At 74.8% G+C, this 21,725-nt stretch carries 24 protein-coding genes; 14 read left to right on the top strand and 10 right to left on the bottom strand.

The annotated features are described in order from the left end of the window. Positions 1 to 21 precede the first annotated feature (21 nt). The gene (locus tag N555_RS0121570) at positions 22 to 1,029 is read left to right on the top strand and encodes a UDP-N-acetylmuramate dehydrogenase (protein ID WP_029433568.1); all 1,008 of its coding nucleotides are present in this window, start codon (positions 22 to 24) and stop codon (positions 1,027 to 1,029) included. Between the two features lie 42 nt (positions 1,030 to 1,071). On the opposite strand, the gene N555_RS0121565 is transcribed toward N555_RS0121570, so the two are convergent. After that, a complete protein-coding gene (locus tag N555_RS0121565; protein WP_051684324.1) occupies positions 1,072 to 1,845 on the bottom strand; it encodes an SDR family oxidoreductase in 774 nt (257 codons plus the stop codon). A 99-nt stretch (positions 1,846 to 1,944) separates the two neighbouring features. Here N555_RS0121565 and mshA point away from each other — a divergent pair, with 99 nt between their 5' ends. From mshA to N555_RS0121550, 3 genes are read left to right on the top strand one after another with little or no spacing between them, the layout of a single operon-like run. Then, positions 1,945 to 3,267, top strand: a complete 1,323-nt coding sequence (mshA, locus tag N555_RS0121560; RefSeq protein WP_231503076.1) for a D-inositol-3-phosphate glycosyltransferase — start codon at positions 1,945 to 1,947, stop codon at positions 3,265 to 3,267. Beyond that, positions 3,264 to 3,791, top strand: a complete 528-nt coding sequence (locus N555_RS0121555) for a YbjN domain-containing protein (protein ID WP_029433565.1) — start codon at positions 3,264 to 3,266, stop codon at positions 3,789 to 3,791. The genes mshA and N555_RS0121555 overlap by 4 nt, the downstream gene beginning before the upstream one ends. A gap of 15 nt (positions 3,792 to 3,806) precedes the next feature. Further along, a complete protein-coding gene (locus tag N555_RS0121550) occupies positions 3,807 to 4,565 on the top strand; it encodes a phosphoglyceromutase (RefSeq protein ID WP_029433564.1) in 759 nt (252 codons plus the stop codon). A gap of 18 nt (positions 4,566 to 4,583) precedes the next feature. Here N555_RS0121550 and phoU read toward each other — a convergent pair whose 3' ends face one another. Continuing rightward, positions 4,584 to 5,237: a phosphate signaling complex protein PhoU gene (gene phoU, locus N555_RS0121545; protein ID WP_029433563.1), complete on the bottom strand. Its 654-nt coding sequence runs from the start codon at positions 5,235 to 5,237 to the stop codon at positions 4,584 to 4,586. Between the two features lie 224 nt (positions 5,238 to 5,461). Between phoU and N555_RS0121540 the strand changes: the two genes are divergently transcribed. Together N555_RS0121540 and N555_RS0121535 are read left to right on the top strand one after the other, a co-directional pair. Continuing rightward, positions 5,462 to 6,712 (top strand): sensor histidine kinase, encoded by a 1,251-nt coding sequence (locus N555_RS0121540; protein ID WP_051684323.1) that lies wholly within the window; start codon positions 5,462 to 5,464, stop codon positions 6,710 to 6,712. Next, positions 6,709 to 7,389, top strand: coding sequence for a response regulator transcription factor (locus N555_RS0121535; protein ID WP_029433561.1), 681 nt, complete (start codon positions 6,709 to 6,711; stop codon positions 7,387 to 7,389). Before N555_RS0121540 ends, N555_RS0121535 begins: the two co-directional genes overlap by 4 nt. Before the next feature lie 126 nt (positions 7,390 to 7,515). Here the strand turns inward: N555_RS0121535 and N555_RS0121530 are convergent, their stop codons facing one another. Together N555_RS0121530 and N555_RS0121525 are read right to left on the bottom strand one after the other, a co-directional pair. After that, positions 7,516 to 7,737: a DUF3072 domain-containing protein gene (locus N555_RS0121530; RefSeq protein ID WP_029433560.1), complete on the bottom strand. Its 222-nt coding sequence runs from the start codon at positions 7,735 to 7,737 to the stop codon at positions 7,516 to 7,518. Positions 7,738 to 7,747: 10 nt separating this feature from the next. After that, positions 7,748 to 8,002: a hypothetical protein gene (locus tag N555_RS0121525; RefSeq protein WP_034511831.1), complete on the bottom strand. Its 255-nt coding sequence runs from the start codon at positions 8,000 to 8,002 to the stop codon at positions 7,748 to 7,750. Between the two features lie 81 nt (positions 8,003 to 8,083). Between N555_RS0121525 and N555_RS0121520 the strand changes: the two genes are divergently transcribed. Then, positions 8,084 to 9,091 carry a helix-turn-helix domain-containing protein gene (locus N555_RS0121520; protein WP_029433558.1) on the top strand — a complete coding sequence of 336 codons (1,008 nt, stop codon included), beginning with the start codon at positions 8,084 to 8,086 and terminating at the stop codon, positions 9,089 to 9,091. A gap of 8 nt (positions 9,092 to 9,099) precedes the next feature. On the opposite strand, the gene N555_RS0121515 is transcribed toward N555_RS0121520, so the two are convergent. After that, a complete protein-coding gene (locus tag N555_RS0121515; RefSeq protein ID WP_051684322.1) occupies positions 9,100 to 11,289 on the bottom strand; it encodes a bifunctional MFS transporter/dTMP kinase in 2,190 nt (729 codons plus the stop codon). Positions 11,290 to 11,349: 60 nt separating this feature from the next. Continuing rightward, positions 11,350 to 12,213: a hypothetical protein gene (locus N555_RS0121510; RefSeq protein WP_034511828.1), complete on the bottom strand. Its 864-nt coding sequence runs from the start codon at positions 12,211 to 12,213 to the stop codon at positions 11,350 to 11,352. A 61-nt stretch (positions 12,214 to 12,274) separates the two neighbouring features. On the opposite strand from N555_RS0121510, the gene N555_RS0121505 reads away from it, so the two are divergent. Continuing rightward, positions 12,275 to 13,219, top strand: a complete 945-nt coding sequence (locus N555_RS0121505) for a Ppx/GppA phosphatase family protein (protein WP_029433555.1) — start codon at positions 12,275 to 12,277, stop codon at positions 13,217 to 13,219. Then, the gene (locus N555_RS0121500; protein ID WP_029433554.1) at positions 13,220 to 13,990 is read left to right on the top strand and encodes a hypothetical protein; all 771 of its coding nucleotides are present in this window, start codon (positions 13,220 to 13,222) and stop codon (positions 13,988 to 13,990) included. On the opposite strand, the gene N555_RS0121495 is transcribed toward N555_RS0121500, so the two are convergent. Further along, a complete protein-coding gene (locus N555_RS0121495) occupies positions 13,987 to 14,565 on the bottom strand; it encodes a type 1 glutamine amidotransferase domain-containing protein (RefSeq protein WP_029433553.1) in 579 nt (192 codons plus the stop codon). The genes N555_RS0121500 and N555_RS0121495 overlap by 4 nt on opposite strands. A gap of 72 nt (positions 14,566 to 14,637) precedes the next feature. Between N555_RS0121495 and proC the strand changes: the two genes are divergently transcribed. From proC to N555_RS0121470, 5 genes are all read left to right on the top strand, one after another. Further along, a complete protein-coding gene (proC, locus tag N555_RS0121490; RefSeq protein ID WP_231503074.1) occupies positions 14,638 to 15,492 on the top strand; it encodes a pyrroline-5-carboxylate reductase in 855 nt (284 codons plus the stop codon). A gap of 380 nt (positions 15,493 to 15,872) precedes the next feature. Continuing rightward, positions 15,873 to 16,088, top strand: coding sequence for a helix-turn-helix domain-containing protein (locus N555_RS29290; RefSeq protein WP_029433551.1), 216 nt, complete (start codon positions 15,873 to 15,875; stop codon positions 16,086 to 16,088). A gap of 232 nt (positions 16,089 to 16,320) precedes the next feature. After that, positions 16,321 to 16,419, top strand: coding sequence for a 30S ribosomal protein bS22 (locus N555_RS27565; RefSeq protein WP_012854759.1), 99 nt, complete (start codon positions 16,321 to 16,323; stop codon positions 16,417 to 16,419). A gap of 10 nt (positions 16,420 to 16,429) precedes the next feature. After that, positions 16,430 to 17,536, top strand: coding sequence for an NAD-dependent epimerase/dehydratase family protein (locus tag N555_RS0121475; protein WP_029433550.1), 1,107 nt, complete (start codon positions 16,430 to 16,432; stop codon positions 17,534 to 17,536). After that, positions 17,529 to 18,437 (top strand): lysophospholipid acyltransferase family protein, encoded by a 909-nt coding sequence (locus N555_RS0121470; RefSeq protein WP_029433549.1) that lies wholly within the window; start codon positions 17,529 to 17,531, stop codon positions 18,435 to 18,437. Before N555_RS0121475 ends, N555_RS0121470 begins: the two co-directional genes overlap by 8 nt. A gap of 207 nt (positions 18,438 to 18,644) precedes the next feature. On the opposite strand, the gene N555_RS0121465 is transcribed toward N555_RS0121470, so the two are convergent. From N555_RS0121465 to N555_RS0121455, 3 genes are all read right to left on the bottom strand, one after another. Beyond that, positions 18,645 to 19,589, bottom strand: coding sequence for an HAD family hydrolase (locus N555_RS0121465; protein WP_081866398.1), 945 nt, complete (start codon positions 19,587 to 19,589; stop codon positions 18,645 to 18,647). Positions 19,590 to 19,675: 86 nt separating this feature from the next. Then, positions 19,676 to 20,812 (bottom strand): hypothetical protein, encoded by a 1,137-nt coding sequence (locus N555_RS27090; protein WP_051684321.1) that lies wholly within the window; start codon positions 20,810 to 20,812, stop codon positions 19,676 to 19,678. A 151-nt stretch (positions 20,813 to 20,963) separates the two neighbouring features. Further along, on the bottom strand, positions 20,964 to 21,638 hold the full coding sequence (locus N555_RS0121455; RefSeq protein WP_231503072.1) for a sigma-70 family RNA polymerase sigma factor: 675 nt from the start codon (positions 21,636 to 21,638) through the stop codon (positions 20,964 to 20,966). Positions 21,639 to 21,725: the final 87 nt, after the last annotated feature.

Below are 21,725 nucleotides of genomic sequence, written 5' to 3'. Positions count from 1 at the left end.
AGTCGCGGCTAGCGTGGGTGCGTGCAGGTCCGCTCCGACGTCCCCCTCGCTCCGCTCACCACCCTCGGCGTCGGGGGGCCGGCCGCGCGGCTGGTCGAGGTCGCCGACGCCGCCGAGCTCGTGGCCGCGGTGCGTGACGCCGACGAGGCCGGCCGCCCGCTGCTGCTGCTCGGGGGCGGCTCGAACGTGGTCGCACCGGACGAGGGCTGGCCCGGCGACGTCGTCCTCGTGCGCTCGCGGGGCATCGCGCGCCGCGGGACCGAGCTCGAGGTGCAGGCCGGCGAGCCGTGGGAGGACGTCGTCGCGTATGCGGTGGGCGAGGGGCTGGCCGGCATCGAGGCGCTGGCCGGCATCCCCGGGTCGACCGGCGCAACCCCGGTGCAGAACGTCGGCGCCTACGGCCAGGAGGTCGCGCAGACCCTCACGACCGTGCGCGTCTGGGACCGGGCGGAGAAGCGCGAGCAGACGCTGACCACCGCCGAGTGCGGGTTCGCCTACCGGGACAGCCGGTTCAAGCGGGAGCCCGGCCGGTTCGTCGTCCTCACCGTGGGCTTCGCGCTCGAGGAGTCCGCGGTCTCCCGGCCGGTGGGCTACGCCGAGCTGGCCCGTGCCCTGGGCGTGGAGCTCGGGGAGACGGCACCGCTGGCCGCCGTCCGGGAGGCGGTGCTCGGCCTGCGCCGCGGCAAGGGGATGGTGTGGGACCCGGCCGACCCCGACACCCGCAGCGCCGGCTCGTTCTTCACCAACCCGGTCGTGCCCGCCGACCGCGCCGTCGAGGGCTGCCCGAGCTGGCCGGCCGGCGAGGGGCGGGTCAAGCTCAGCGCGGCCTGGCTGGTGCAGTCCGCCGGATTCGGCCGGGGCACCCGGCGCGGGCTGGTGGGGACGTCGCCGCGGCACAGCCTCGCGCTCACCACCGAGCCCGGCGCCACCGCCGCGGAGCTGCTGGCCTTCGCCGCCGACGTCGTCGCCACGGTGCAGGAGCGCTTCGGCGTCACGCTCGAGCAGGAACCGACCGCCGTCCGCCCCTAGTGGAGTGCGAGAGGCGAGGAAACCTCGCTCCGCGCACTCCACTCAGCCTTCGCGGTGGACCTTGTGCTGGGCGGCCTGCGCCCGGGGGCGGACGACGAGCAGGTCGACGTTCACGTGGTGCGGGCGGGTCAGCGTCCAGGCGATGCAGTCGGCGACGTCCTCGGCCACCAGCGGCTCGCGCACTCCGCGGTACACCGCTGCGGCGGCCTCCTCCGAGCCGGTGCGGTTCACCGCGAACTCGTCGGTGCGCACCATCCCGGGCGCGATCTCGATCACCCGGATCGGCTCGGCGACCAGCTCCAGGCGCAGCGTCCCGGCCAGCGTGTGCACCCCGTGCTTGGCCGCCGTATAGGACGCGCCGCCCTCGTAGCTGACCATGCCCGCGGTCGAGCCGACGAAGAGGACGTCGCCCGCGCCCGACGCCCGCAGCAGCGGCAGCAGCGCCTTCGTGAGCCGCACCGAGCCGAGCACGTTCACGTCGAACGCCCGGGCCCAGGAGTCGAGGTCGGCGTCGGCGACGGGCTTCGCGTCGAACGCGCCGCCGGCGTTGTTCACCAGGACGTCGACCTGGTCCAGCTCGGCGACGAAGGCCGCCACCGAGTCGGCATCGGTCACGTCGAGGGGGAGCGCCCGACCGCCGATCCGGTCGGCCAGCGCGGTCAGCCGGTCGAGCCGGCGGGCGCCCAGGACGACGTCGAAGCCCTCGGCCGCCAGACGCTCGGCGGTCGCGGCGCCGATGCCGCTGGAGGCGCCGGTGACGACGGCGGTGCGCCCGGATCCGGGCAGGTCGGCGGGGGTACGTGACACACCGGACATGTGGACATCCTGGCGCTGTTGCAGGATGGGAGGTCGACAGGGTGCCTCCCGGCCCCTCGTCCAGTGCCCCAGCAGGTCCGGTCAGGAGGTCGCAGCCGCGTGGTCTCCCGTCTGCACACCCCCGGTCCGCTGCGCCGGGTGGCCACGCTCTCGGTGCACACCAGCCCGCTGGACCAGCCCGGCGCCGGTGACGCCGGCGGCATGAACGTCTACATCGTCGAGGTCTCCCGCCGGCTGGCCGCCCGCGGCATCGCCGTCGAGGTCTTCACCCGCGCCACGTCCAGCGACCTGCCGCCCGTGGTGGAGATGAGCCCGGGTGTGCTCGTCCGCCACGTCACGGCCGGACCGTTCGAGGGCCTGGGCAAGGAGGAGCTCCCCGGCCAGCTGTGCGCGTTCACGGCCGCGGTGCTGCGCGAGGAGGCCCAGCACGAGCCGGGTCACTACGACGTCGTCCACTCGCACTACTGGCTCTCCGGGCAGGTCGGCTGGCTGGCGCGCGACCGCTGGAGCGTGCCGCTCATCCACAGCGCGCACACCCTCGCGAAGGTCAAGAACGCCGCCCTCGCCGCGGGGGACCGGCCCGAGCCGCGGGCCCGCGTCATCGGCGAGGAGCAGGTCGTCGCCGAGGCCGACCGGCTGATCGCCAACACCGAGGACGAGGCCGCCCAGCTGGTCGGCCACTACGGAGCCGACCCGCGGCGCACCCTCGTCGTCCCGCCCGGGGTGGACCTCGACCGCTTCCGGCCCGGCGACCGGGCCGCCGCCCGCCGTGCGGTCGGGCTGCCCGACGACGCCGTCGTCCTGCTGTTCGTCGGCCGCATCCAGCCGCTCAAGGCGCCCGACCTGCTGCTCGAGACCGCCGCGCGGATGCTCGCCGACGACCCGGCCCTGCGCGACCGGCTGCGCATCCAGGTGGTGGGCGCGCCCAGCGGGTCCGGCCTGGAGGCGCCGCGGCAGCTGCAGGAGCTGGCGGTCTCGCTCGGCATCGCCGACCTCGTGCAGTTCCTCCCGCCGCAGCCGCCCGACCGGCTGGCCGAGCACTACCGGGCCGCCGACGTCGCCGTGGTCCCGAGCCACAACGAGTCGTTCGGGCTGGTGGCACTGGAGGCCCAGGCCTGCGGGACGCCCGTCGTCGCCGCCGCGGTCGGCGGCCTGTCCACCGCCGTGCGCGACGGGTTCTCCGGTGTGCTGGTCGCGGGCCGCGACCCGGCCGACTACGCCGCCGCCGTCCGGTCGGTCCTCGCCCGCCGCGAGCTGCTCTCGGCCGGCGCCCGGCGGCACGCCGCGGCGTTCTCCTGGGACCGCACGGCCGACTCGCTGGTCGAGGCCTACACCTCCGCGGCGGCCGAGATGGCCGGGGCGTCGCGACGGCGGGGCAGCGGCTCGCTGCGGGCCGTCGGCGGAGCGCAGGTGGCCCGGTGACCCGGCGGCCGATCGAGGAGCTCGACGGCGTCATCGGCGCCGCGCTCCGCGACAGCGAGCTCGTGCACGAGCACCCCGGGCCCGGGCAGTGGCTGGTCGACCTCCCGGGGACCAAGAAGCTGAAGACGGTGTGCGGCCTGGTCGTGGGCGAGCACGCGCTGCGCGTCGAGGCGTTCGTCTGCCGCCAGCCCGACGAGAACCGCGAGCAGCTGTGGACCTACCTGCTGCAGCACAACGCCCGGATGTACGGGGTGGCCTTCTCGATCGACGCGGTCGGGGACGTGTACCTGACCGGCCGGCTCCCGCACGCCGCGGTCACCGCCGACGAGCTCGACCGGGTGCTCGGGTCGGTGCTCAGCTACGCCGACGACCACTTCAACACGATGCTCGAGATCGGCTTCGGCACCTCGATCAAGCGGGAGTGGGACTGGCGGGTCAAGCGCGGGGAGTCGCTGCGCAACCTGGAGGCGTTCGCCGAGTTCGCCGACCCCAGCCGCCGGTCCGGGGCGGGCCCTGGCTCCTGAGTCGTGTCGGGCAGGATGTGCGCCGTGACCGGGACTCTGGTGCTCCTCCGCCACGGTGAGAGCGAGTGGAACAAGGCCAACCTCTTCACCGGGTGGGTCGACGTGCAGCTGTCCGAGAAGGGCCGGGCCGAGGCCGCCCGCGGTGGGGAGCTGCTCGCCGCGGCCGGGCTGCTGCCCGACGTGCTGCACACCTCGCTGCTCCGCCGGGCCATCACCACGGCCGAGCTGGCGCTGGCCGCCGCCGACCGGCACTGGATCCCGGTCACGCGGTCCTGGCGGCTCAACGAACGGCACTACGGCGCCCTCCAGGGCAAGGACAAGGCCGCCACCCTCGCCGAGTACGGCGAGGAGCAGTTCCAGACCTGGCGGCGGTCGTACTCGACCCCGCCGCCGCCGATCGACCCCGGCAGCGAGTTCAGCCAGGACGACGACCCGCGCTACGCGTTCCTGCCGCCGGAGGTGCGACCGGCCACCGAGTGCCTGGCCGACGTCGTCGTCCGGATGCTGCCGTACTGGTACGACGCGATCGTCCCCGACCTCCGGGCCGGGCAGACGGTGCTGGTCGCCGCGCACGGCAACAGCCTGCGCGCGCTGGTGAAGCACCTGGACGGGATGGGCGAGGACGAGGTCGTCGGCCTCAACATCCCCACCGGCGTGCCGCTGCGCTACGACCTGGACGACGACCTGCGGCCGCTGAAGCCCGGCGGTGAGTACCTCGACCCCGAGGCCGCTGCCGCCGCCATCGAGGCCGTCAAGAACCAGGGGAAGAAGTAGAGACACAGCGCAAGAGGGTCACACCCCTCGCATCTCCATCTCGCCGGTCACGAGGTAGACGACGCGGCGGGCGACGCTGACCGCGTGGTCGGCGAAGCGCTCGTAGTACCGGCCGAGCAGGGTGACGTCGATGGCCTGTTCCATGCCGTGCGGCCAGGTGTCGGACAGCAGCTCGGAGAACAACTGCCGGTGCACCTGGTCCATGAGGTCGTCCTCGGCCTCCAGCTGGGCGGCGGCCTCGACGTCGAGCTTGGCGATCACCGTCGCGGTCTTGCTGACCAGGCTCTCGGCGATGTGGCCGGCCTCGAGGAACAGCGGCCGCACCTCCTGGGGGACCGCCGGGTCGGGGAACCGCATCCGCGCGACCTTGGCCACGTGGACGGCGAGGTCGCCCATCCGCTCCAGGTCGGCGACGATCCGCATGGCGGCGGTCACCGTGCGCAGGTCGGTGGCGACCGGCTGCTGGCGGGCCAGCAGGGCGAAGCACCGCTGCTCGATGCTCTCCCGTACCGCGTCGATGTGCTCGTCGCCGGCGATCACCCGGTCGGCGAGGGCGACGTCGGCGTCCAGGAGCGCGGTGGTGGCCGTGCTCATGGCCGAGCCCGCCGAGTTGGCCATCTCGACCAGGCAGGCGTTGATGTCCTCGAGTTCCTCGCGGTAGTGCTCGCGCACGGTCGTCCCTCCTCGTCGGCCCGTCCCCGGGCCGGGGTGGTGCTGGGCGGCGCCGGTTGCTCCGGGGTCCGCGCTCCGGAGCCGAGGGTAGGCCGGGCTCCCTGACGTCGTCCGGCCCGCGAGGTGAACGAGGGGGCACGGGGACGTGAACAGATCCGCGCGGGTGCCGTGGCACCACTCGCACGGGGGATGACGGGGGGTCCTCCCGGCCTAGCATCGGCCTCGTGAGCCCGACGGTCGCCCTCGTGACCGGCCTCGTCCTGGGTGCTGTCCTGGTCGCGGCCGTCGTCGTCACGCGTCGTCGGCTGGCCGAGGAGCCGGTGCGCGTGGAACCCGACCCCACCCTGGAGCAGCTGCTCGCCCGGCGCCTGGTGGACCTCATGGACCCGGCGGTCGTCGTGGTCGACGTCGACGAGGCGGTCCTCCTGGCGAACCCCGCGGCACGGGCCCTGGGCATCGTGCGCGGCACGCGCCTGCTGGTGCCGGAACTGCTCCGCGTGGTCCGCGAGGTCCGCGACGGCGGGAGCCGCCGGGCCGACGTCTCCCTGCCGGGTGACCTCGTCGGCTCGGGGCCGCGGCGGGTCGGCGTGCACGGCGTCCGGCTGGAGAGCGGCTCGGCTCCGCTGCCCGGACCCGTCGCGCTGGTGCTGCAGGACGTCACCGAGGCCCGCCGGGTCGAGGAGGTGCGGCGCGACTTCGTCGCCAACGTCGGGCACGAGCTGAAGACGCCGGTCGGCGCGCTCGCGCTGCTGGCCGAAGCGGTGCAGGACGCGGCCGACGACCCCGAGACCGTGCAGCGCTTCGCGGCCCGCATGTCGCACGAGGCAGACCGGCTGGCCCGCCTGGTCCGCGAACTGATCGACCTCTCCCGACTGCAGGGCGGCGAGCCGCTGCCGGACCTCGTCCCCGTCGACGTCGACACCGTGCTGCTCGAGTCCACCGACCGCACCGGGCTCGCCGCCGCCGCGAAGCACATCGACCTGGTGGTGGGCGGCGAGCGCGGGCTGGTCGTGCGCGGCGTCGAGGCGCAGCTGGCCACCGCGGTCACCAACCTGCTCGCCAACGCCGTCCACTACAGCCCCGAGGGCACCCGCATCGCGGTGGCCGCCCGGGCGCGGTCGGGCTTCGCCGAGATCGCGGTCACCGACAGCGGGATCGGGATCCCGCGCGAGGACCGCTCCCGCGTCTTCGAGCGCTTCTACCGCGTCGACCAGTCGCGGGCCTCCAGCACCGGCGGAACCGGCCTCGGTCTGGCGATCGTCAAGCACGTCGCCAGCAACCACGGCGGCTCGGTCACGGTGTGGAGCGAGGAGGGCCTGGGGTCGACCTTCACCCTGCGGATCCCGCTGGCCGCCGCGCCCGACGTCCCGCCGGCCGGCGAGCCCCCCACAGACACCGGCAGCGAACCCGCGGCCGCGCACCAGTCCCCGTCCGCGGTCTCGCACGTCGGTGGACACACGGAAGGACGATCATGACCCGGGTGCTCGTGGTGGAGGACGAGGAGTCCTTCTCCGACGCGTTGTCGTACATGCTGCGCCGGGAGGGCTTCGACGCGGTCGTGGCGTCGACCGGCCCGCAGGCGCTCGACGAGTTCGACCGGCAGGGCGCCGACATCGTGCTCCTGGACCTGATGCTGCCCGGGATCCCCGGCACCGAGGTCTGCCGGACGCTGCGCAGCCGCAGCAACGTGCCGATCATCATGCTGACGGCGAAGGACGGCGAGATCGACAAGGTCGTGGGCCTGGAGCTCGGCGCCGACGACTACGTCACCAAGCCCTACTCGGCGCGCGAGCTCGTGGCCCGCATCCGGGCGGTCCTCCGCCGCCGCGGTGAGCCCGAGGCGACCGCCGACGGGGCGCTGGAGGCCGGTCCGGTGCGCATGGACGTCGACCGGCACGTCGTCGCGGTCGGCGGGCAGCCGGTGTCGCTGCCGCTGAAGGAGTTCGACCTGCTCGAGCTCCTGCTGCGCAACGCGGGACGGGTGCTCACCCGGGCCCAGCTCATCGACCGCATCTGGGGCTCCGACTACGTCGGCGACACCAAGACCCTCGACGTCCACGTCAAGCGGCTGCGGGCGAAGATCGAGCCGGACCCGGCCAACCCCGAGTACCTGCTGACCGTCCGGGGCCTGGGTTACAAGTTCGAGGCGTGACACATCGTCGGCCTCCGGCCGACACCGCGGCCAGGAGCCGGGTCGAGCTGCGCTGAGCCCTGCCCCGTCGTCTCGGGGGAGGACCCTTCGGGCCCGCCGCCCGAGGCGACCGCCTCCGGCGTCCGTTCACTGGCCGCGGCCGGTCTCCTCCTGCAGCTCGTCGATCTTGATCGACGCGTCGGCCTTGGAGATGTCGTCCGGCACGTCCTCGCCCGCCTCGCGGGCGAGCGTGTTCAGGTAGCTCTTCTGCGCCCCGGTGGCCGGCTCGTCGCCGGTCACCCAGTCCTTCGGGTCCTTCTCGGCGGTCGGGTCGCCGGGCTGGCCGCTGTTGACGTTCGATTCGCTCATGTGTTCGAGCCTAGGCCCGGCTGAGCTCCTGCGCAGTGCGAGCCGAGGCGGCGGTCGCCGCGGCGGTGACCGCGCGGGCGTCGGCCTCGGCGACCCGGCGGCGGGCCTCCTCCCACCGGCGACCCGTGCGGTAGACGTGCACGCTGCCGCAGGTGGGGCACTCGACGGAGAGCGCGACGTGCGTCGGGTGGTTGACGATCGACCGGATGCGCCGGTCGGGGACGAGTTCGTCGGTCTGCGCGACGGGGCAGGTGATCAGCAACATGGGAACAGCCTGATCGCCGGGACCCCCCGCGACGAGTGGCCGGAGTGACACGGACCGCGTCATTCCTGCCATAGTGGTCCCGTGACCACCACGGAGCGCCCGGTCGTCGTCAGCGCCATCGTGGCCGACGGGCTCGTCGGCACGTTCGGCATCGGGGTCGTCGCCGAGGTGTTCGGCTACGACCGCACCGCCATGGGCCTGCCGCCGTTCGACTTCGCGCTGGTCAGCGACGCGCCGGGGATGATCCGGACGGACATCGGGTTGCCGATCCAGGTGGAGCACGGGTTCGAGCGGCTGGCCGTCTCCGACGTGATCCTGATGACCGCGTGGGAGGGCATGTACCACTCGCCGCCCGACGCGCTGCTCGACGCGCTGCGCGCCGCCCACGCCCGGGGCGCGATCATCGTCAGCCACTGCACCGGGGCCTTCGCCGTCGCCGCGGCGGGCCTGCTCGACGGCTGCCGGGCCACGACGCACTGGAAGTACGCCGGCGAGCTGGCGGCCCGCTACCCGGCGGTGGACGTCGACCCGGCGGTCCTCTACGTCGACTGCGGCCAGGTCATCACCGGCGCGGGCACCGCGGCCGGCGTCGACGCGATGCTGCACCTCGTGCGCCGGGAGTGGGGCCCGGCCGCGGCCAACGCCCTGGCCCGCGAGATGGTCGTCCCGCCGCACCGCGACGGCGGCCAGGCCCAGTTCATCGACGCCCCCGTCGCCGCGTGCGAGGACGACCGGCTCGGCGTCGTCCTCGAGTGGGCCCTCGGCCACCTGGCCGAGGACATCTCCGTGGAGGTGCTCGCCCGGCGGGCCCTCATGAGCCCGCGCAGCTTCGCCCGGCGGTTCAAGGCCACCACCGGGACCACGCCCCACGCCTGGCTGCTCGGCCAGCGGCTGGCCGCGGCGGAGACCCTGCTCGAGGAGAGCGACGCCCCGATCGAGGAGATCGCCCGGCTCGTCGGGTTCGGCACCGCCGCGGGCTTCCGCGACCAGTTCGCGCGCCGCCGCGGCGTCTCGCCGCGGGCCTACCGGCAGACCTTCCGGTCGGTGCGTCCCGTCGTCGTCGCCGCGGAGGACGACGCCGCCGCCTGACCCACCCGTCAGCGGCGACCGGCGGGGCTGCCCTCGCGCACCTCGACCGGGGGCACCGGGACGTCGGGGGGAGCGGCCGGGGGCACCGGTGCCCCGGTGGCGAAGCGCAGGCCCAGCAGCGTCCCGACCCGCTGCCGCACCAGCGGGGAGACCAGGCCGACGCCGGTCTCCCGGGCGACGGCGTCGAGCTCCTCCCCGGCGACGACGACGTAGCGGTCCGGCGCGGCATCGGCCCGGCCGACGAACGCGCGGCGGACGGCGTCCGGATCGGCGTCGGCGGGGGCCTCGGTGACCGGCGCGTCCACGACGACGGTGAGGTCGGGGAGGAGGCCGCGGGTGGCCCACATCGACGTCCGGAGGATGCGCTCGGCGTCCAGCCCCTGCCCGGCGCCGTGGAAGGCGATCGAGGCGTCGACGTAGTGGGAGCTGATCACCACCTGCTGGCCGGCCATGGCCGGGCGGATGACGGTCGCGACGTGCTGGGCCCGGTCGGCCGCCGCGAGCAGCGCCGCGGTGTAGACCTCCACGCGGGGGCCCTCGTCCTCGTCCCCGGGTGCGGGGCGGGGGGCCGGTGCCGGCCAGCCCGGCTCGTGGGAGGTCACGGCGGGCCGCGGCGGGTACAGGAAGCGGCGGACCCGGCGGCCCAGGTCGGTGTCGCTGGGCTCGGACGTGACGACGACGGGGCAGCCGCGCTCGCGGACCACGTCGGCCAGCGCCTCGGTGTACCGCCGGGTCAGCTCCCGGTCGGCGCCCTCCACGACGAGGAAGAGGCCGGCCGACTGCGGGGTGGCGGTCAGGATGTCGGAGTTGCCCCAGAGCAGGCGCAGCAGGTCCTTCGCGCCGCTCCGGTGGCGGGGGGCCACCTGCCGCGTGGCGTACACGCTGACCAGCAACGCGATCACGCTGCCGACCAGCAGCGTCAGACCGGGACCGGTGACGCTGAAGACCAGGTCGCCGATCTGGATCTCGTGGGACCCGAGGACGCCGGCGAGCCCCGGACCGACCGCCACGGCGAGCAGCAGCACGATGCGGACGGAGGAGACGACGAAGGAGAAGACCCGGCCGCGGAGGCGGTCCTCGACCTCCAGGCCGATCAGCGTGTAGCCGATGATCCAGCTCATCCCCGCGAAGAGCCCCACGAGGAAGGCCGACGCGGTGGCCAGGACGAAGTCCTGCAGCACCGACATCGCCAGCAGCGCCAGGCCGGACATGCCGATGGCGCGGCCGAAGAGGGTGCGCCGCGGGACCGTCGGGAGGATGCGCGGGCCCACCAGCATGCCCAGCGCCAGACCGGTGAAGACGGTGCCGAAGAGGATGCCGTAGCCGGCCGGACCGGCGTCCAGCGTGGCGATGTAGAGCTGGGCGACGCCGATGATCAGGCCGCCGGCGGCGAACGCCCCGACGGTGCCGATGTACAACGCGCGCATGCTCGGCTGGCTCCGGAGGAACGAGATCCCCTCGGCGATCAGCGAGAAGACGTTGGTCCCCTCGCTGCCTCCGGCGGCCCGTCCGGGCAGCAGGTGCCGGGACAGGAAGATGGTGGCCGCCGTGACGCCGTAGGTCAGCGCGTCGAAGACCAGCGCGATGACGATCGCCGTCTGCTCGGCGCCGGGCCCGTCGGAGACCGCGCGGGTCAGCGTCGACAGCAGCGCGAAGACCAGCGCCGCGATCGGGACCGCGCCGTAGATGGAGAACTGCATCAACTGGTTGGACGTCGCCAGCTTCTCGCGCGGGACGATCGCCACCTGCATGGCCTGCTTGGCCGGGTTGGTGAACAGGCCGACCGCCTCGACCAGGAACTGGGCGACGTAGAGCCAGGTCAGCTCGTAGGTGAAGGCGATCGAGAGGTACAGGCCCAGCGCGAGCAGGTCGCCGACGACCGCGGTCACCCGCCGGTCGAGCTTGTCGGCGAGCGCCCCCGCCAGGGGTGCCAGCAGCAGGTCGGGCAGCAGCCGGGTCAGGATCACGCCGGAGATGGCTGCGCCCTGCACCGCCAGGGACTCCTGGCGGGTGAGCTGCGCGGCCATCGCGGTGGTCGCCAGCAGGCCGAGCCAGTCGCCGAAGCTGGAGACGGTGACCGCCAGCCACAGCCGGCGGAAGACCGGGATGCGCAGGAGCCCCCGGAGGCCGCTGTCGGACGGCGCCCCCGGTGGGGCGGGAGCCGAGTGAGAACCCGCGGTCGCGTGGTCCTCGGTCACTGGCCTCGCCGTTCGCTCGTCGGTCGGTACGTCGAGAGGGTAGTGGCGGAGACCGTCGGGTCAGGGCTCTCCGAGCTCGGCAGAGCCGATTACACCCGGACGACGGACCTGCAGCGTCACCGGACGGGGGTGCCGCCGCGGCGGTGGGCTGGCCGGGTGCGGGGCCACCATGCCGAGGTCCAGGCGCGCCTCGGCCAGCCGTCGGAGCTCGGCGTAGGCCGGGGCGCCGATGAGCGCGGTCAGCTCCGCGGCGTAGGTGAGCACCATCGGCTCGGGCGAGACGTGCGCCACCGGTGAGCCGCTGCACCACCAGTGCAGGTCGGCTCCGCCGGGCCCCCATCCGCGGCGGTCGAACTCGCCGAGCGTCGTCACGAGCACCCGGCTGCCGTCGGGGCGGTCCACCAGCTCCTGCTCCCGGCGCACCGGCAGCTGCCAGCAGACGTCGGGCTTGGTGGTCAGCGGGTGCAGGTCCTCGCGCAGCGCCATCCGGTGCAGGGCGCAGCCGGCCCCACCGGGGAAGCCCGGCCGGTTCAGGAAGACGCAGGCGCCGTCGACCAGCCGCGTGCGCAGGGAGCGGGCGCCCTCCTCGGCGTCCTCGGCGTCATCTGCCTCGGTCCAGTCGCCGCGGCCCACGGGGGCCAGCTGCCAGTCCTCGTCGGTGAGCTCGGCCACGGCGGCGGTGACCCGCAGCAGGTCGTCCTCCTCGCTGAAGAAGGCGCCGTGGCTGCAGCAGCCGTCGTCGGGCCGGCCCTCGACCACCCCGGCACACCCCCGGCCGAAGACGCACGTCCAGGCGGAGTTCAGCCAGGTCAGGTCGGCCCGCACGACCCGCCCCGGATCGGCCGGGTCGGGGAACTCCAGCCACTCCCGGGCGTGATCGGGGTCGACCTCGGCCGGGACCCCGGGGACCTCCTCGTACGGCACGGACCCAGGGTAGGGAGTGCCCCCGCGGCCGCGCCGACGAGCGCCCGGCAGACTGACCCGCATGCGGCTCGGGGTGCTGGACGTCGGCTCGAACACGGTCCACCTGCTGGTCGTCGACGCCCACCGCGGCGGCCACCCCACCCCCACGCACGACGACCGGTGGCTGCTGCGCCTGGCCGAGCACGTCGGCGAGGACGACCTGCTCTCCGAGGCGGGGGAGGAGGCGCTGATCCGGGCCGTGCGCGAGGCCTGCGCGCAGGCCGACGAGCTGGGCTGCGAGGAGCTGCTGGGGCTGGTGACCTCGGCGATCCGGGAGGCCGGCAACGGCCTGGAGGTCCTGGAGCGCGTCCGTGCCGAGACCGGCGTCGACCTGCAGGTGACCAGCGGGGAGGACGAGGCGCGGCTGACCTTCCTCGCCGTCCGCCGCTGGTTCGGCTGGAGCGCCGGCCGGCTGCTCGTGCTCGACATCGGCGGTGGCTCGCTGGAGCTGGCGGCCGGGATGGACGAGGACCCGGACGTCGCGCTGTCGCTGCCGCTGGGGGCCGGCCGGATGACCCGGCGCTTCCTTCCGGCGGCGGCCTCGGGTGGCCGGCCCGACCTGTCGGCGCTGCGGGCGCTCCAGGACCACGCGGAGGACCGGCTGGCGCCCGCGGCGAAGAAGCTCCGCGCGGTCGGGCCGCCGGACCTCGTCGTCGCCACCAGCAAGACCTTCCGGACCCTCGCCCGGCTGACCGGCGCGGCGCCCTACTCCGCGGGTCTCCGGGTGCCGCGGCAGCTGACCGCCGACGGGCTGGGGCAGCTGATCGGCTTCGTCTCGCGCATCGAGAGCTCGGCGCTGGCCGAGTTGCAGGGCGTGTCGCCCGACCGCGCGCACCAGGTTCCGGCCGGCGCCGTGGTGGCGCAGGCCGCGATGCGCGCTCTGGAAGTACCGTTCGTCCGCATCTGTCCGTGGGCGTTGCGGGAGGGCGTCATCCTCCGGCGGCTGGACTCCTTGGGAGGCGTCTGAATGTCCGCTCCGCGCAGGGACCCCGAGACCGGGGGCCGGTCGCTGGCGGACATCCTCCGGGAGGCCGGCGTCGAGTCGCCCAAGACCGGCCGGCGCCGCCGCGGCGACAGCGGTGAGCAGCCCGTCGTCCGCCAGCGCGGCTCCCGCGCCGGTGACGCCGACACGGGCCGGGTGGAGGAGGCGCCGGCGTTCGGCCGTCGGGCCGGGGACACGGGCAAGACCCCGCCGGTCGAGCCCGCCGACCCCGTCAAGGCCCGCGGACGGGTCCCCGCCGACCCCCTGGCCGGGCGGCCCCGTCCGTCCGCCCCGGCGCCCCGGGCCCGCGGCGCCGACGGCCCGTCCACGGCGGCGATCCCCGGCCTGCGACCCTCGCGCAAGCCCGGCGTCCCCGGCGCGCCGGCCACGGTCGGCACCGACGACGCCGGACCGTCGACGGGTCCGATCCCCGTGGTGCGCGACGACGACCCGCCGCTGCTGGAGGACGAGCCCGCCGGCGGCCCGCTCGCCTGGCTGCGGTTCGCCGGCGAGCTGGTCGTCGCGCTGGCCGCCGGCGTGGGCATCTACCTGTTGTTCACCGTGCTCTGGGAGCAGCTGCCCCGCGCGACCGTCGTGATCGCCCCGCTCGCGGTCACCGCGCTGGTCGGTGCGGTGGGGGCCTGGCGCCACCGGTTCGGCGGCGAGGCCCTCGGCCTGCGCCTGGTCGTCGTCCTGGTCTTCGCCGGGACGCTGCTCACCGTGGCGCCGGCCGCGGCGCTGCTCGGCGGCGCCTAGCCCTCCTCGTCGGCGTCGGCGTCGGCGTCCTCCTCGGCCTTCGCGAACACCTCGAGGATCGCCGCACCGAAGGCGTCGAGGTCGTCGGGCTTGCGGCTGGTGACCAGGACCCCGTCGACGACGACCTCCTCGTCGACCCACGTCGCTCCCGCGTTGCGCAGGTCGGTCTGCAGCGACGGCCACGACGTCATCCGCCGTCCGCGGACGACGTCGGCCTCGACGAGGACCCAGGGCGCGTGGCAGATGGCGGCCACCGGCTTCCCGGCGTCGAAGAAGGCCTTCACGAAGGCGACGGCGTCGGCGTCGGCGCGGACGAAGTCGCCGTTGATGACCCCGCCGGGCAGCACCAGCGCGGCGTACCCGTCGGGGTCGGCGTCGGCCACCGTGGTGTCGACCTGCTTCGGGTCGCCCTTGTCGATGTGCTGGTAGGCGGTGATCTTCCCCCGCTGCAGCGACACCAGCTCGGGCTCCGCCCCGGCCTCCTCGAGGGTCTGCCACGGCCGCTCCAGCTCGACCTGCTCCACACCGTCGGTCGCCAGGACGGCGACCCGCATCCCGCTCAGCTCGTTGGACATGGGGCGGCGGCTACCCCGCGGTCCCGGGCGGCACACCCGGTCCGCGCGGCCCTCCCGGCTACGGTTCGGCGCGTGACGAGCGAGGGAGAGCAGGCGTTGGGCGGAGCGATCGGGGGGCGGACCGGGGTGGCCGTCGTCGGCGGCGGCCGCATGGGCGAGGCGCTGCTGGCCGGCCTCGTGCGCCGCCGGGGCGCCGCGGACGTCGTGGTCTGCGAGTCCAGCGAGGAGCGCGCGGCCGAGCTCGTCTCCCGCTACGGCGTACAGGTCGTCGGCCTGGCCGAGGCGGCCGTGCGGTCGCGCGTGCTGCTGCTGGCGGTCAAGCCGCAGGACGTCGACGCGGTGCTGGCAGCGGTGGCCGGCTCGGTCGACGACGGCCACCTGGTGGTCTCCGTGGCCGCGGGCGTCCCGACCGCCCGGATCGAGGCGCCGCTGCCGGCAGGGGTCCCGGTCGTGCGCGTCATGCCGAACACCCCCGCCCTGGTCGGCGAGGGCATGAGCGTGGTCTCGGCCGGTGCGCACGCCGGGGAGGAGCACCTGGCCGAGGCCGAGGAGCTGCTGGCCGCCGTCGGTGCGGTCCGCCGGGTGCCGGAGGCGCAGCAGGACGCCGTCACCGCGCTCTCGGGCAGCGGGCCCGCCTACTTCTTCTACGTCGTCGAGGCACTGGTGGACGCCGGTGTCCTGCTCGGGCTCTCCCGCGCCCTGGCGACCGACCTGGTCGTGCAGACGGCGGTGGGCGCCGCGGTGATGCTGCGCGACTCCGACCAGCACCCGGTGACGCTGCGCGAGGCGGTGACCAGCCCGGGCGGGACGACGGCCGCGGCGATCCGGGAGCTGGAGCGCCACGGCGTCCGTGCGGCGCTAGCCTCGGCGGCCGAGGCGGCACAGGCCCGGTCGCGGGAACTGGGCGCGGCCAACCCCTCAAGCTAGCGACTGCGCCGGGCATCGGAGGCTCACTGCAGGGCGTGTCGCGGTCACGATCCGCGCGACGCGCCCGGGGCACATGTCGACAGAGCTACATAGGTGCAATTCTGCCCAGTACGGAGCGGTCCGCATGTCCGTTTCATACGTCGCATCTGTCACGCGGGCCCCCCTACTCTCTGTGTCAGCACGTGCGTGTCCCGTAGTCGGTGGGGAAGCCGGCGCCCGATACGTGCTAGTCCGGAGACGAAGTCATGACCATGCCCCAGCAGCGTCACGCCGCTCACTACGCCGCCCCCCGCCAGGGTGTGCCGGCCCCGCGGCCCGTCGGCCGGCCGATCTCGGCCGCCACGATGGCCCGCCCCGTCGGCCCGCAGCACCCGGCCGCCATGCCCGTCGGCCGCCCGGTCGCTCCCGCCCCCCGCGCGTCGGTCACCTTCCTGACCGTCGCCGAGGTCGCCAGCATGATGCGGGTCTCCAAGATGACCGTGTACCGCCTCGTCCACGCCGGCGAGCTCTCCGCCGTCCGCGTCGGCCGGTCCTTCCGCGTGCCGGAGCGCGCCGTGCAGGACTACCTGCGCGACGCCTACACCGACATCGCCTGATCGCGACCCCGCCCCAGGGCGGGACCACGGGACGGGTGCTCTGGTCGGCACCTGGCCCGCACGGGGTGTCTCCGGCTCCCGCGGCAACGTCGCCGCGGGGGTGCCGGGTACTCTCGGCTCGATGCGGCTCGGGGGTGCGCCCTCGCAGGGTCGCGCACGAGCTGATCACCCCACGCGGCGCTCTCGACCTCCGGTCGCGGCGCCGTACCAGCAGACCTCAGGAGCACAGACCATGGGTTCGGTCATCAAGAAGCGCCGCAAGCGGATGGCGAAGAAGAAGCACCGCAAGCTCCTGAAGAAGACCCGCGTGCAGCGTCGCAACAAGAAGTGAGCTGACGCTCGTGCCGCCTGCGGTCGTCCTGGTCACCGGTGTCAGCCGGTGGCTCGGTGGTGCGCTGGCGGCCGAGCTCGCAGCCGATCCCGCCGTCGGGCGGGTGATCGGGGTGGACACCGTCCCCCCGTCGGCCGAGATGCTGCGCCGGCTGGGTCGCACGGAGTTCGTCCGCGCCGACATCCGCAACCCGCTGATCGGCAAGGTGATCACGACGGCGTCGGTCGACACCGTCGTGCACATGAACATCAGCTCCACCCCGGCCGGGTCCGGGGGTCGCGGGCCGATGAAGGAACTCAACGTCATCGGCACGATGCAGCTGCTGGCGGCGTGCCAGCGGGCGCCCTCGGTGCGCCGGCTGGTGCTGAAGTCGACCAGCGCCGTCTACGGCGCCTCCCCGCGTGATCCCGCCGTCTTCACCGAGTCGATGCCCGCTCGCCGGGTACCCTCCGGTGGCTTCGCGAAGGACAGCCTCGACATCGAGAGCTACGTCCGCTCCTTCGCCCGTCGCCGCCCGGACGTGGGCGTGGCCGTGCTGCGCTTCACCAACTTCATCGGGCCGCGGATCGACTCGCTGCTGACCGGTTTCCTGCGGATGCCCGTCGTCCCCACGGCGCTGGGCTACGACGCCCGCGTGCAGCTGCTGCACGAGGACGACGCCCTGGCGGTCCTCACCCGCGCGACCACCGGCGACTTCGCCGGGACGGTGAACGTCGGCGGCGACGGGACGCTGCTGCTCTCCCAGGTGATCCGCCGGCTGGGCCGCCTCCAGGCGCCGCTGCCCTCGCCGACCCTGGGGTCGCTGGGCCGGCTCACCCGCCGGTTCGGCTTCATCGACTACTCCCCGGAACAGATGCGCTTCCTCAACTTCGGCCGCGTCGTCGACACCTCGGTGCTGCGCGACGAGTTCGGCTACACGCCCCGGTACAGCACCGAGGAGGCGCTGGCCGACTACGCGCGGACGGTCTCCCCGGTGGTCTCCTCCGACCTCGTGGCGGGGGTTGCGGGCCGCGCCGAGCGGCTGATCGGGCGGCTCGGGCACACCGCTGCGTCGGTGGGGGAGCGGTTGCGGCCGGCTCCGCCGGCGCCCGGGCTGCGGGCGGTGCGCGATGCCTGAGGCGCGGGTCATCCCGCTGCGGCCCGACGACGACGAGCCGCACGTCCCGCCGTCGTCCGCACCGAGCTGGGACCAGCAGCTCACCGAGACGCTGGAGTTCCTGCAGCGCCGGCTCACGGGGGAGTACGCGACCGACGAGTTCGGGTTCGACCCCGACCTCACCGACCACGTCCTGCTGCCCATGCTGCGGCCGCTGTTCAACCGGTGGTTCCGGGTCGAGACCCACGGCGTCGAGAACGTGCCGCAGACCGGCGGCGCTCTCGTCGTCGCGAACCACTCCGGCACCATCCCGGTCGACGCCCTGATGACGACCGTCGCCCTGCACGACGACCACCCGGCGCAGCGCCGGTTCCGGCTGCTCGGCGCCGACCTGGTCTTCGAGATGCCGTTCATCGGCGCCATGGCCCGCAAGTTCGGCGCGACGCTGGCTTGCAGTGAGGACGCCGAGCGGCTGCTCACCGGTGGCGAGCTCGTCGGCGTCTTCCCCGAGGGCTTCAAGGGGATCGGCAAGCCCTTCCGCGACCGGTACACCCTGCAGCGGTTCGGCCGGGGCGGTTTCGTCACAGCGGCTCTGCGCACCGGTGTGCCGATCGTCCCGTGCGCCATCGTCGGGGCGGAGGAGATCTACCCGATGCTGGGCAACGCCAAGACGGCGGCGCGGCTCTTCGGGCTGCCCTACCTCCCGATCACCCCGACCTTCCCGCTGCTGGGGCCCCTCGGCCTGGTGCCGCTGCCGTCGAAGTGGCTCATCGCGTTCGGCGAGCCCATCGAGACCGCGTCCTACGGGCCGGCCGCCGCCGAGGACCCGATGCTCGTGTTCAACCTGACCGACCAGGTGCGCGAGACCATCCAGCAGTCGCTGTACCAGCTCCTCCTGAAGCGCGCCTCCGTCTTCGGCTGAGTCCGACGAGGGGGACCCGGAGGGTTCCCCGAGGAGGACTCGCGGGCGCGGCCGTCAACGGGGGGACGGCTCGGAATCGCGTGACGCGAGGTGACCACCGGTGTCCCGAGGAGCGGGGGCCCGGAGGGTCCCCCGACGAGGGGCGGGGAAGCGCTCAGCGCAGGTCGGGGACGGCTCGTGGCCGCGGTGTCGGCCGGAGGCCGACGATCAGAAGAATCGGAGGCGCTTGGGGGGCGCGACCGGGGGCGGGGGCTGGTTGCGCCGGCGGATCGCGAGGGCGCCGCCGACCACTCCACCGGACAGTGCCGCCGCGCCGAGCGCCGGGAGCCCGATCTTGGCGGCCTTGCGGCCGGTCCGGAAGTCGCGGATCTGCCACCCCCGTGAGCGGGCCACCGCCCGCAGCTCCGTGTCCGGGTTCACCGCGACCGCGGTCCCGGTGAGCGTGAGCATCGGCAGGTCGTTGGACGAGTCGCTGTAGGCGGTGCAGCGGGAGAGGTCCAGCCCCTCGCGCTCGGCCAGCGCCCGGACAGCCTCCGCCTTCGCCTCACCGTGCATCATCTCGCCGACCAGCCGCCCGGTGTACCGGCCGTCCTTCACCTCGGAGACGGTGCCGAGCGCCCCGGTGAGCCCGAGCCGCTGGGCGATGATGCTGGCCAGCTCGACGGGCGTCGCCGTCACCAGCCACACCCGCTGGCCGGCGTCCAGGTGCTTCTGGGCCAGCACCCGGGTGCCCGCCCAGATGCGGTCGGCCATCAGCTCGTCGTAGATCTCCTCGCCGGCCTCGATGATCTCGCTGACCGGCCGGCCGGTGACGAAGGCGAGGGCGTTCTCGCGGATGGTGTGCATGTCGTCGGCGCTCTCGTTGCCGGCCATCCGGAACTTGGCCTGCTGCCAGGCGAACAGCGCCAGGTCGCGCGCGGTGAAGTACTTGCGGGCGGCCAGGCCGCGGGCGAACCAGAACAGCGACGCGCCCATCATCATCGTGTTGTCGACGTCGAAGAACGCGGCCGCGGTGTTGTCCGGGACGACGGCCGGCGGCGGCTCGACGTCGGCCGCGGCGGCGGACGCGGCGCCGGCCACCACCGCGGGGGACTCGTCGCCGGGAGCCGGGTTCTCCGGAACCCGTCGGCCGCGGAACGGCAGGACCGGCACGGTCGACCTCCAGGGCTCGTCAACCCGCCGCCGGATGCGGCAGACGCTCGCCCTCGACCCTAGTGGGCCTCCTCCGGTGACTCAGCTCATCGTGTGCAGAGCAGTCCGAGGATGCAGGGCAGCGGCAGGTCGATGAGCGGGGGCCTCGCCGAGGTCGGTGCGGCGGTCGGGGTGGGCGCGGCGAGCGTCGGCAGCGGCTGGCTGCCGCCGCTCCCGGTGCCCGGCAGAGGCAGCGGCAGCGCCGGCACCGACGGAGCCGTGGACGGGACGGAGCCGGTCCCGCTGCCGACCCCGGAGCCCGCGTCGGGGGCTGGGGCTGGGGCGGGGGCTGTCGTCCCGCCGCCGGGCCCGGCCGGAGCCGTGGGCGCCGCCGGCGTCGACTGCTGACCGGTCGGGGGCGCCGGGTCGGTCGCCGCGGTGCCGCCCGGGGACGGCGCCACGACGACGGGCTCGCAGACCCCCGGGACGGGTCCCAGGTCGTCGCTGCCCCGGCTGGGCGGGACGGTGGCGCACCCGAGCGCGGCCTCCACCGCGGCGACGCGGGCGTCGACGGCGTCCAGGAGCTCGAGCGACGCCTGCGCCGCGCCGACCGTGGCGGGGGGCAGCGTGGGCTGCAGCCCGGCCAGCTCGGCGGACTGGTCCTCGCTCCACTCGGCCAGCTGCTGGACCGGGGCCGCGGACCCCGATCCCAGTGCCGAGCCGACCAGCAGCGCGGCACCCTCGGTGGTCTGGGCGTCCATCGTCGCGAGGGTCTGGACCACGAGGGCGGGGTCGTCGGGAGCCGCGCCCAGCTCGTCGAGCCGGGTGCTCGCGAACTGCAGCAGGGTGAGCCCGCGGTCGTCGCCGGCCAGCGCGAGCTGGGTCTGCTCGGTGCCCCGCTTCAGCGGGTACAGCAGGTCCCCCGGCTGGGCATCGGCGGACAGGGCGACGAGCGCGCCCAGCGCGCTGACGGCGAGGGCACCGCCGGCCAGCCCGGCGGTGAGCCGGGTCCGCCAGCGCGACCGCGGCGCCTCCGGGGTGCGGCTCCGGAGCAGGCGCCGCGCGAGGCCGGGCCGAGCGGGCTCGGGGGACCGGACCGCCGCCATGGCCACGAGCCGGGCCCGCGTCGCGGCACGGAAGTCGGCGCCCGGCTCGTCGTCCAGCGCGGTGCTGAGGCTCTGCAGCCGGGTGACGACCGCCTCGTCCCGGTCGCGCGCGACGGCGGAACGGGAGTGCGCGGGCACGGCACCGTCCTCCGTCCTCATCGCGAACCCCCCGGACCCCGGCGGGTCCGACCGTCCGGGACCCGCATCAGGACGACCAACGACGCCTCCCGGGGCGCCGTTACGGGGTACTGGCGGGTAACCAGCGAGATTCCCCCGCTCGTGGCCGCGGTCACCGCAGACCGTCCGGGAGCAGGCTCGCCAGCCGGCGGACCGCCCGGTGCTGGAGGGCCTTGATCGCGCCGTCCTTCTTGCCCATCACGGCGGCGGTCTCCGCCACCGACAACCCCTGCAGGAAGCGCAGCGAGATGCACTCCTGCTGCTCGCTGCCGAGCTGCCGGACGCAGGCGAGGAGCTGCTCGGAGGTGAGCCGGGAGACGACGGCGTCCTCGGGGCCCTCGGTCGTCCGGTCGGCGTCGCGCATGTCCGCCGTCGTGACCTCCAGCCGGTACCGGCTGCTCTTCACGTGGTCCCGCACGATGTTGCGCGCGATGGTGACCAGCCAGGCGCCCACGTCCCGGCCCTGGAAGGACAGCGAGTCGATCCGGCGGAGCGCCCGCACGAACGTCTCGCTGGTGAAGTCCTCGGCGAGGGCCCGGTCACCGACGCGGTGGTAGAGGTACCGGAAGACCATCGTCACGTAGTGGTCGTAGAGCCGGCCGAACGCCTCGGCGTCCCCCTGCTGGGCCTGCGCGACCAGGCCCCAGACGTCGACCTGGTCGTCGGGGAGGGCGTCGGCGAACGCCGCGACCTCCTCGGCCAGCACCGCGTCCTCGGGCTCGGCCTCCGGGACGGTGGCCGCCACGTCGGGCGGGCGGACCGCCCGCGCGGCGTCCTCCCCGCTCACCCGGGGATGCGGCGTGGGCCGGGGTCGCGGGCTCGGCCGGCGGGGCACGGGCGCCAGCCCTGCGGCCCCCTCCGGGACGGCGGCGGA

Source organism: Blastococcus sp. URHD0036 (genome assembly GCF_000701365.1).
Taxonomy (GTDB): domain Bacteria; phylum Actinomycetota; class Actinomycetes; order Mycobacteriales; family Geodermatophilaceae; genus Trujillonella.
This window is presented reverse-complemented; position numbering and strand designations above follow the sequence as displayed.

Coding starts and splice junctions, on each gene's coding strand:
- N555_RS0121500 (WP_029433554.1), top strand. CDS start 13,220: ATGTCCGCTCCGCGCAGGGACCCCGAGACCGGGGGCCGGTCGCTGGCG.
- N555_RS0121525 (WP_034511831.1), bottom strand. CDS start 8,002: ATGTTGCTGATCACCTGCCCCGTCGCGCAGACCGACGAACTCGTCCCC.
- N555_RS0121565 (WP_051684324.1), bottom strand. CDS start 1,845: ATGTCCGGTGTGTCACGTACCCCCGCCGACCTGCCCGGATCCGGGCGC.
- N555_RS0121535 (WP_029433561.1), top strand. CDS start 6,709: ATGACCCGGGTGCTCGTGGTGGAGGACGAGGAGTCCTTCTCCGACGCG.
- N555_RS0121530 (WP_029433560.1), bottom strand. CDS start 7,737: ATGAGCGAATCGAACGTCAACAGCGGCCAGCCCGGCGACCCGACCGCC.
- N555_RS0121470 (WP_029433549.1), top strand. CDS start 17,529: ATGCCTGAGGCGCGGGTCATCCCGCTGCGGCCCGACGACGACGAGCCG.
- N555_RS0121495 (WP_029433553.1), bottom strand. CDS start 14,565: ATGTCCAACGAGCTGAGCGGGATGCGGGTCGCCGTCCTGGCGACCGAC.
- N555_RS0121550 (WP_029433564.1), top strand. CDS start 3,807: ATGTGCGCCGTGACCGGGACTCTGGTGCTCCTCCGCCACGGTGAGAGC.
- N555_RS27565 (WP_012854759.1), top strand. CDS start 16,321: ATGGGTTCGGTCATCAAGAAGCGCCGCAAGCGGATGGCGAAGAAGAAG.
- N555_RS0121505 (WP_029433555.1), top strand. CDS start 12,275: ATGCGGCTCGGGGTGCTGGACGTCGGCTCGAACACGGTCCACCTGCTG.
- N555_RS29290 (WP_029433551.1), top strand. CDS start 15,873: ATGCCCGTCGGCCGCCCGGTCGCTCCCGCCCCCCGCGCGTCGGTCACC.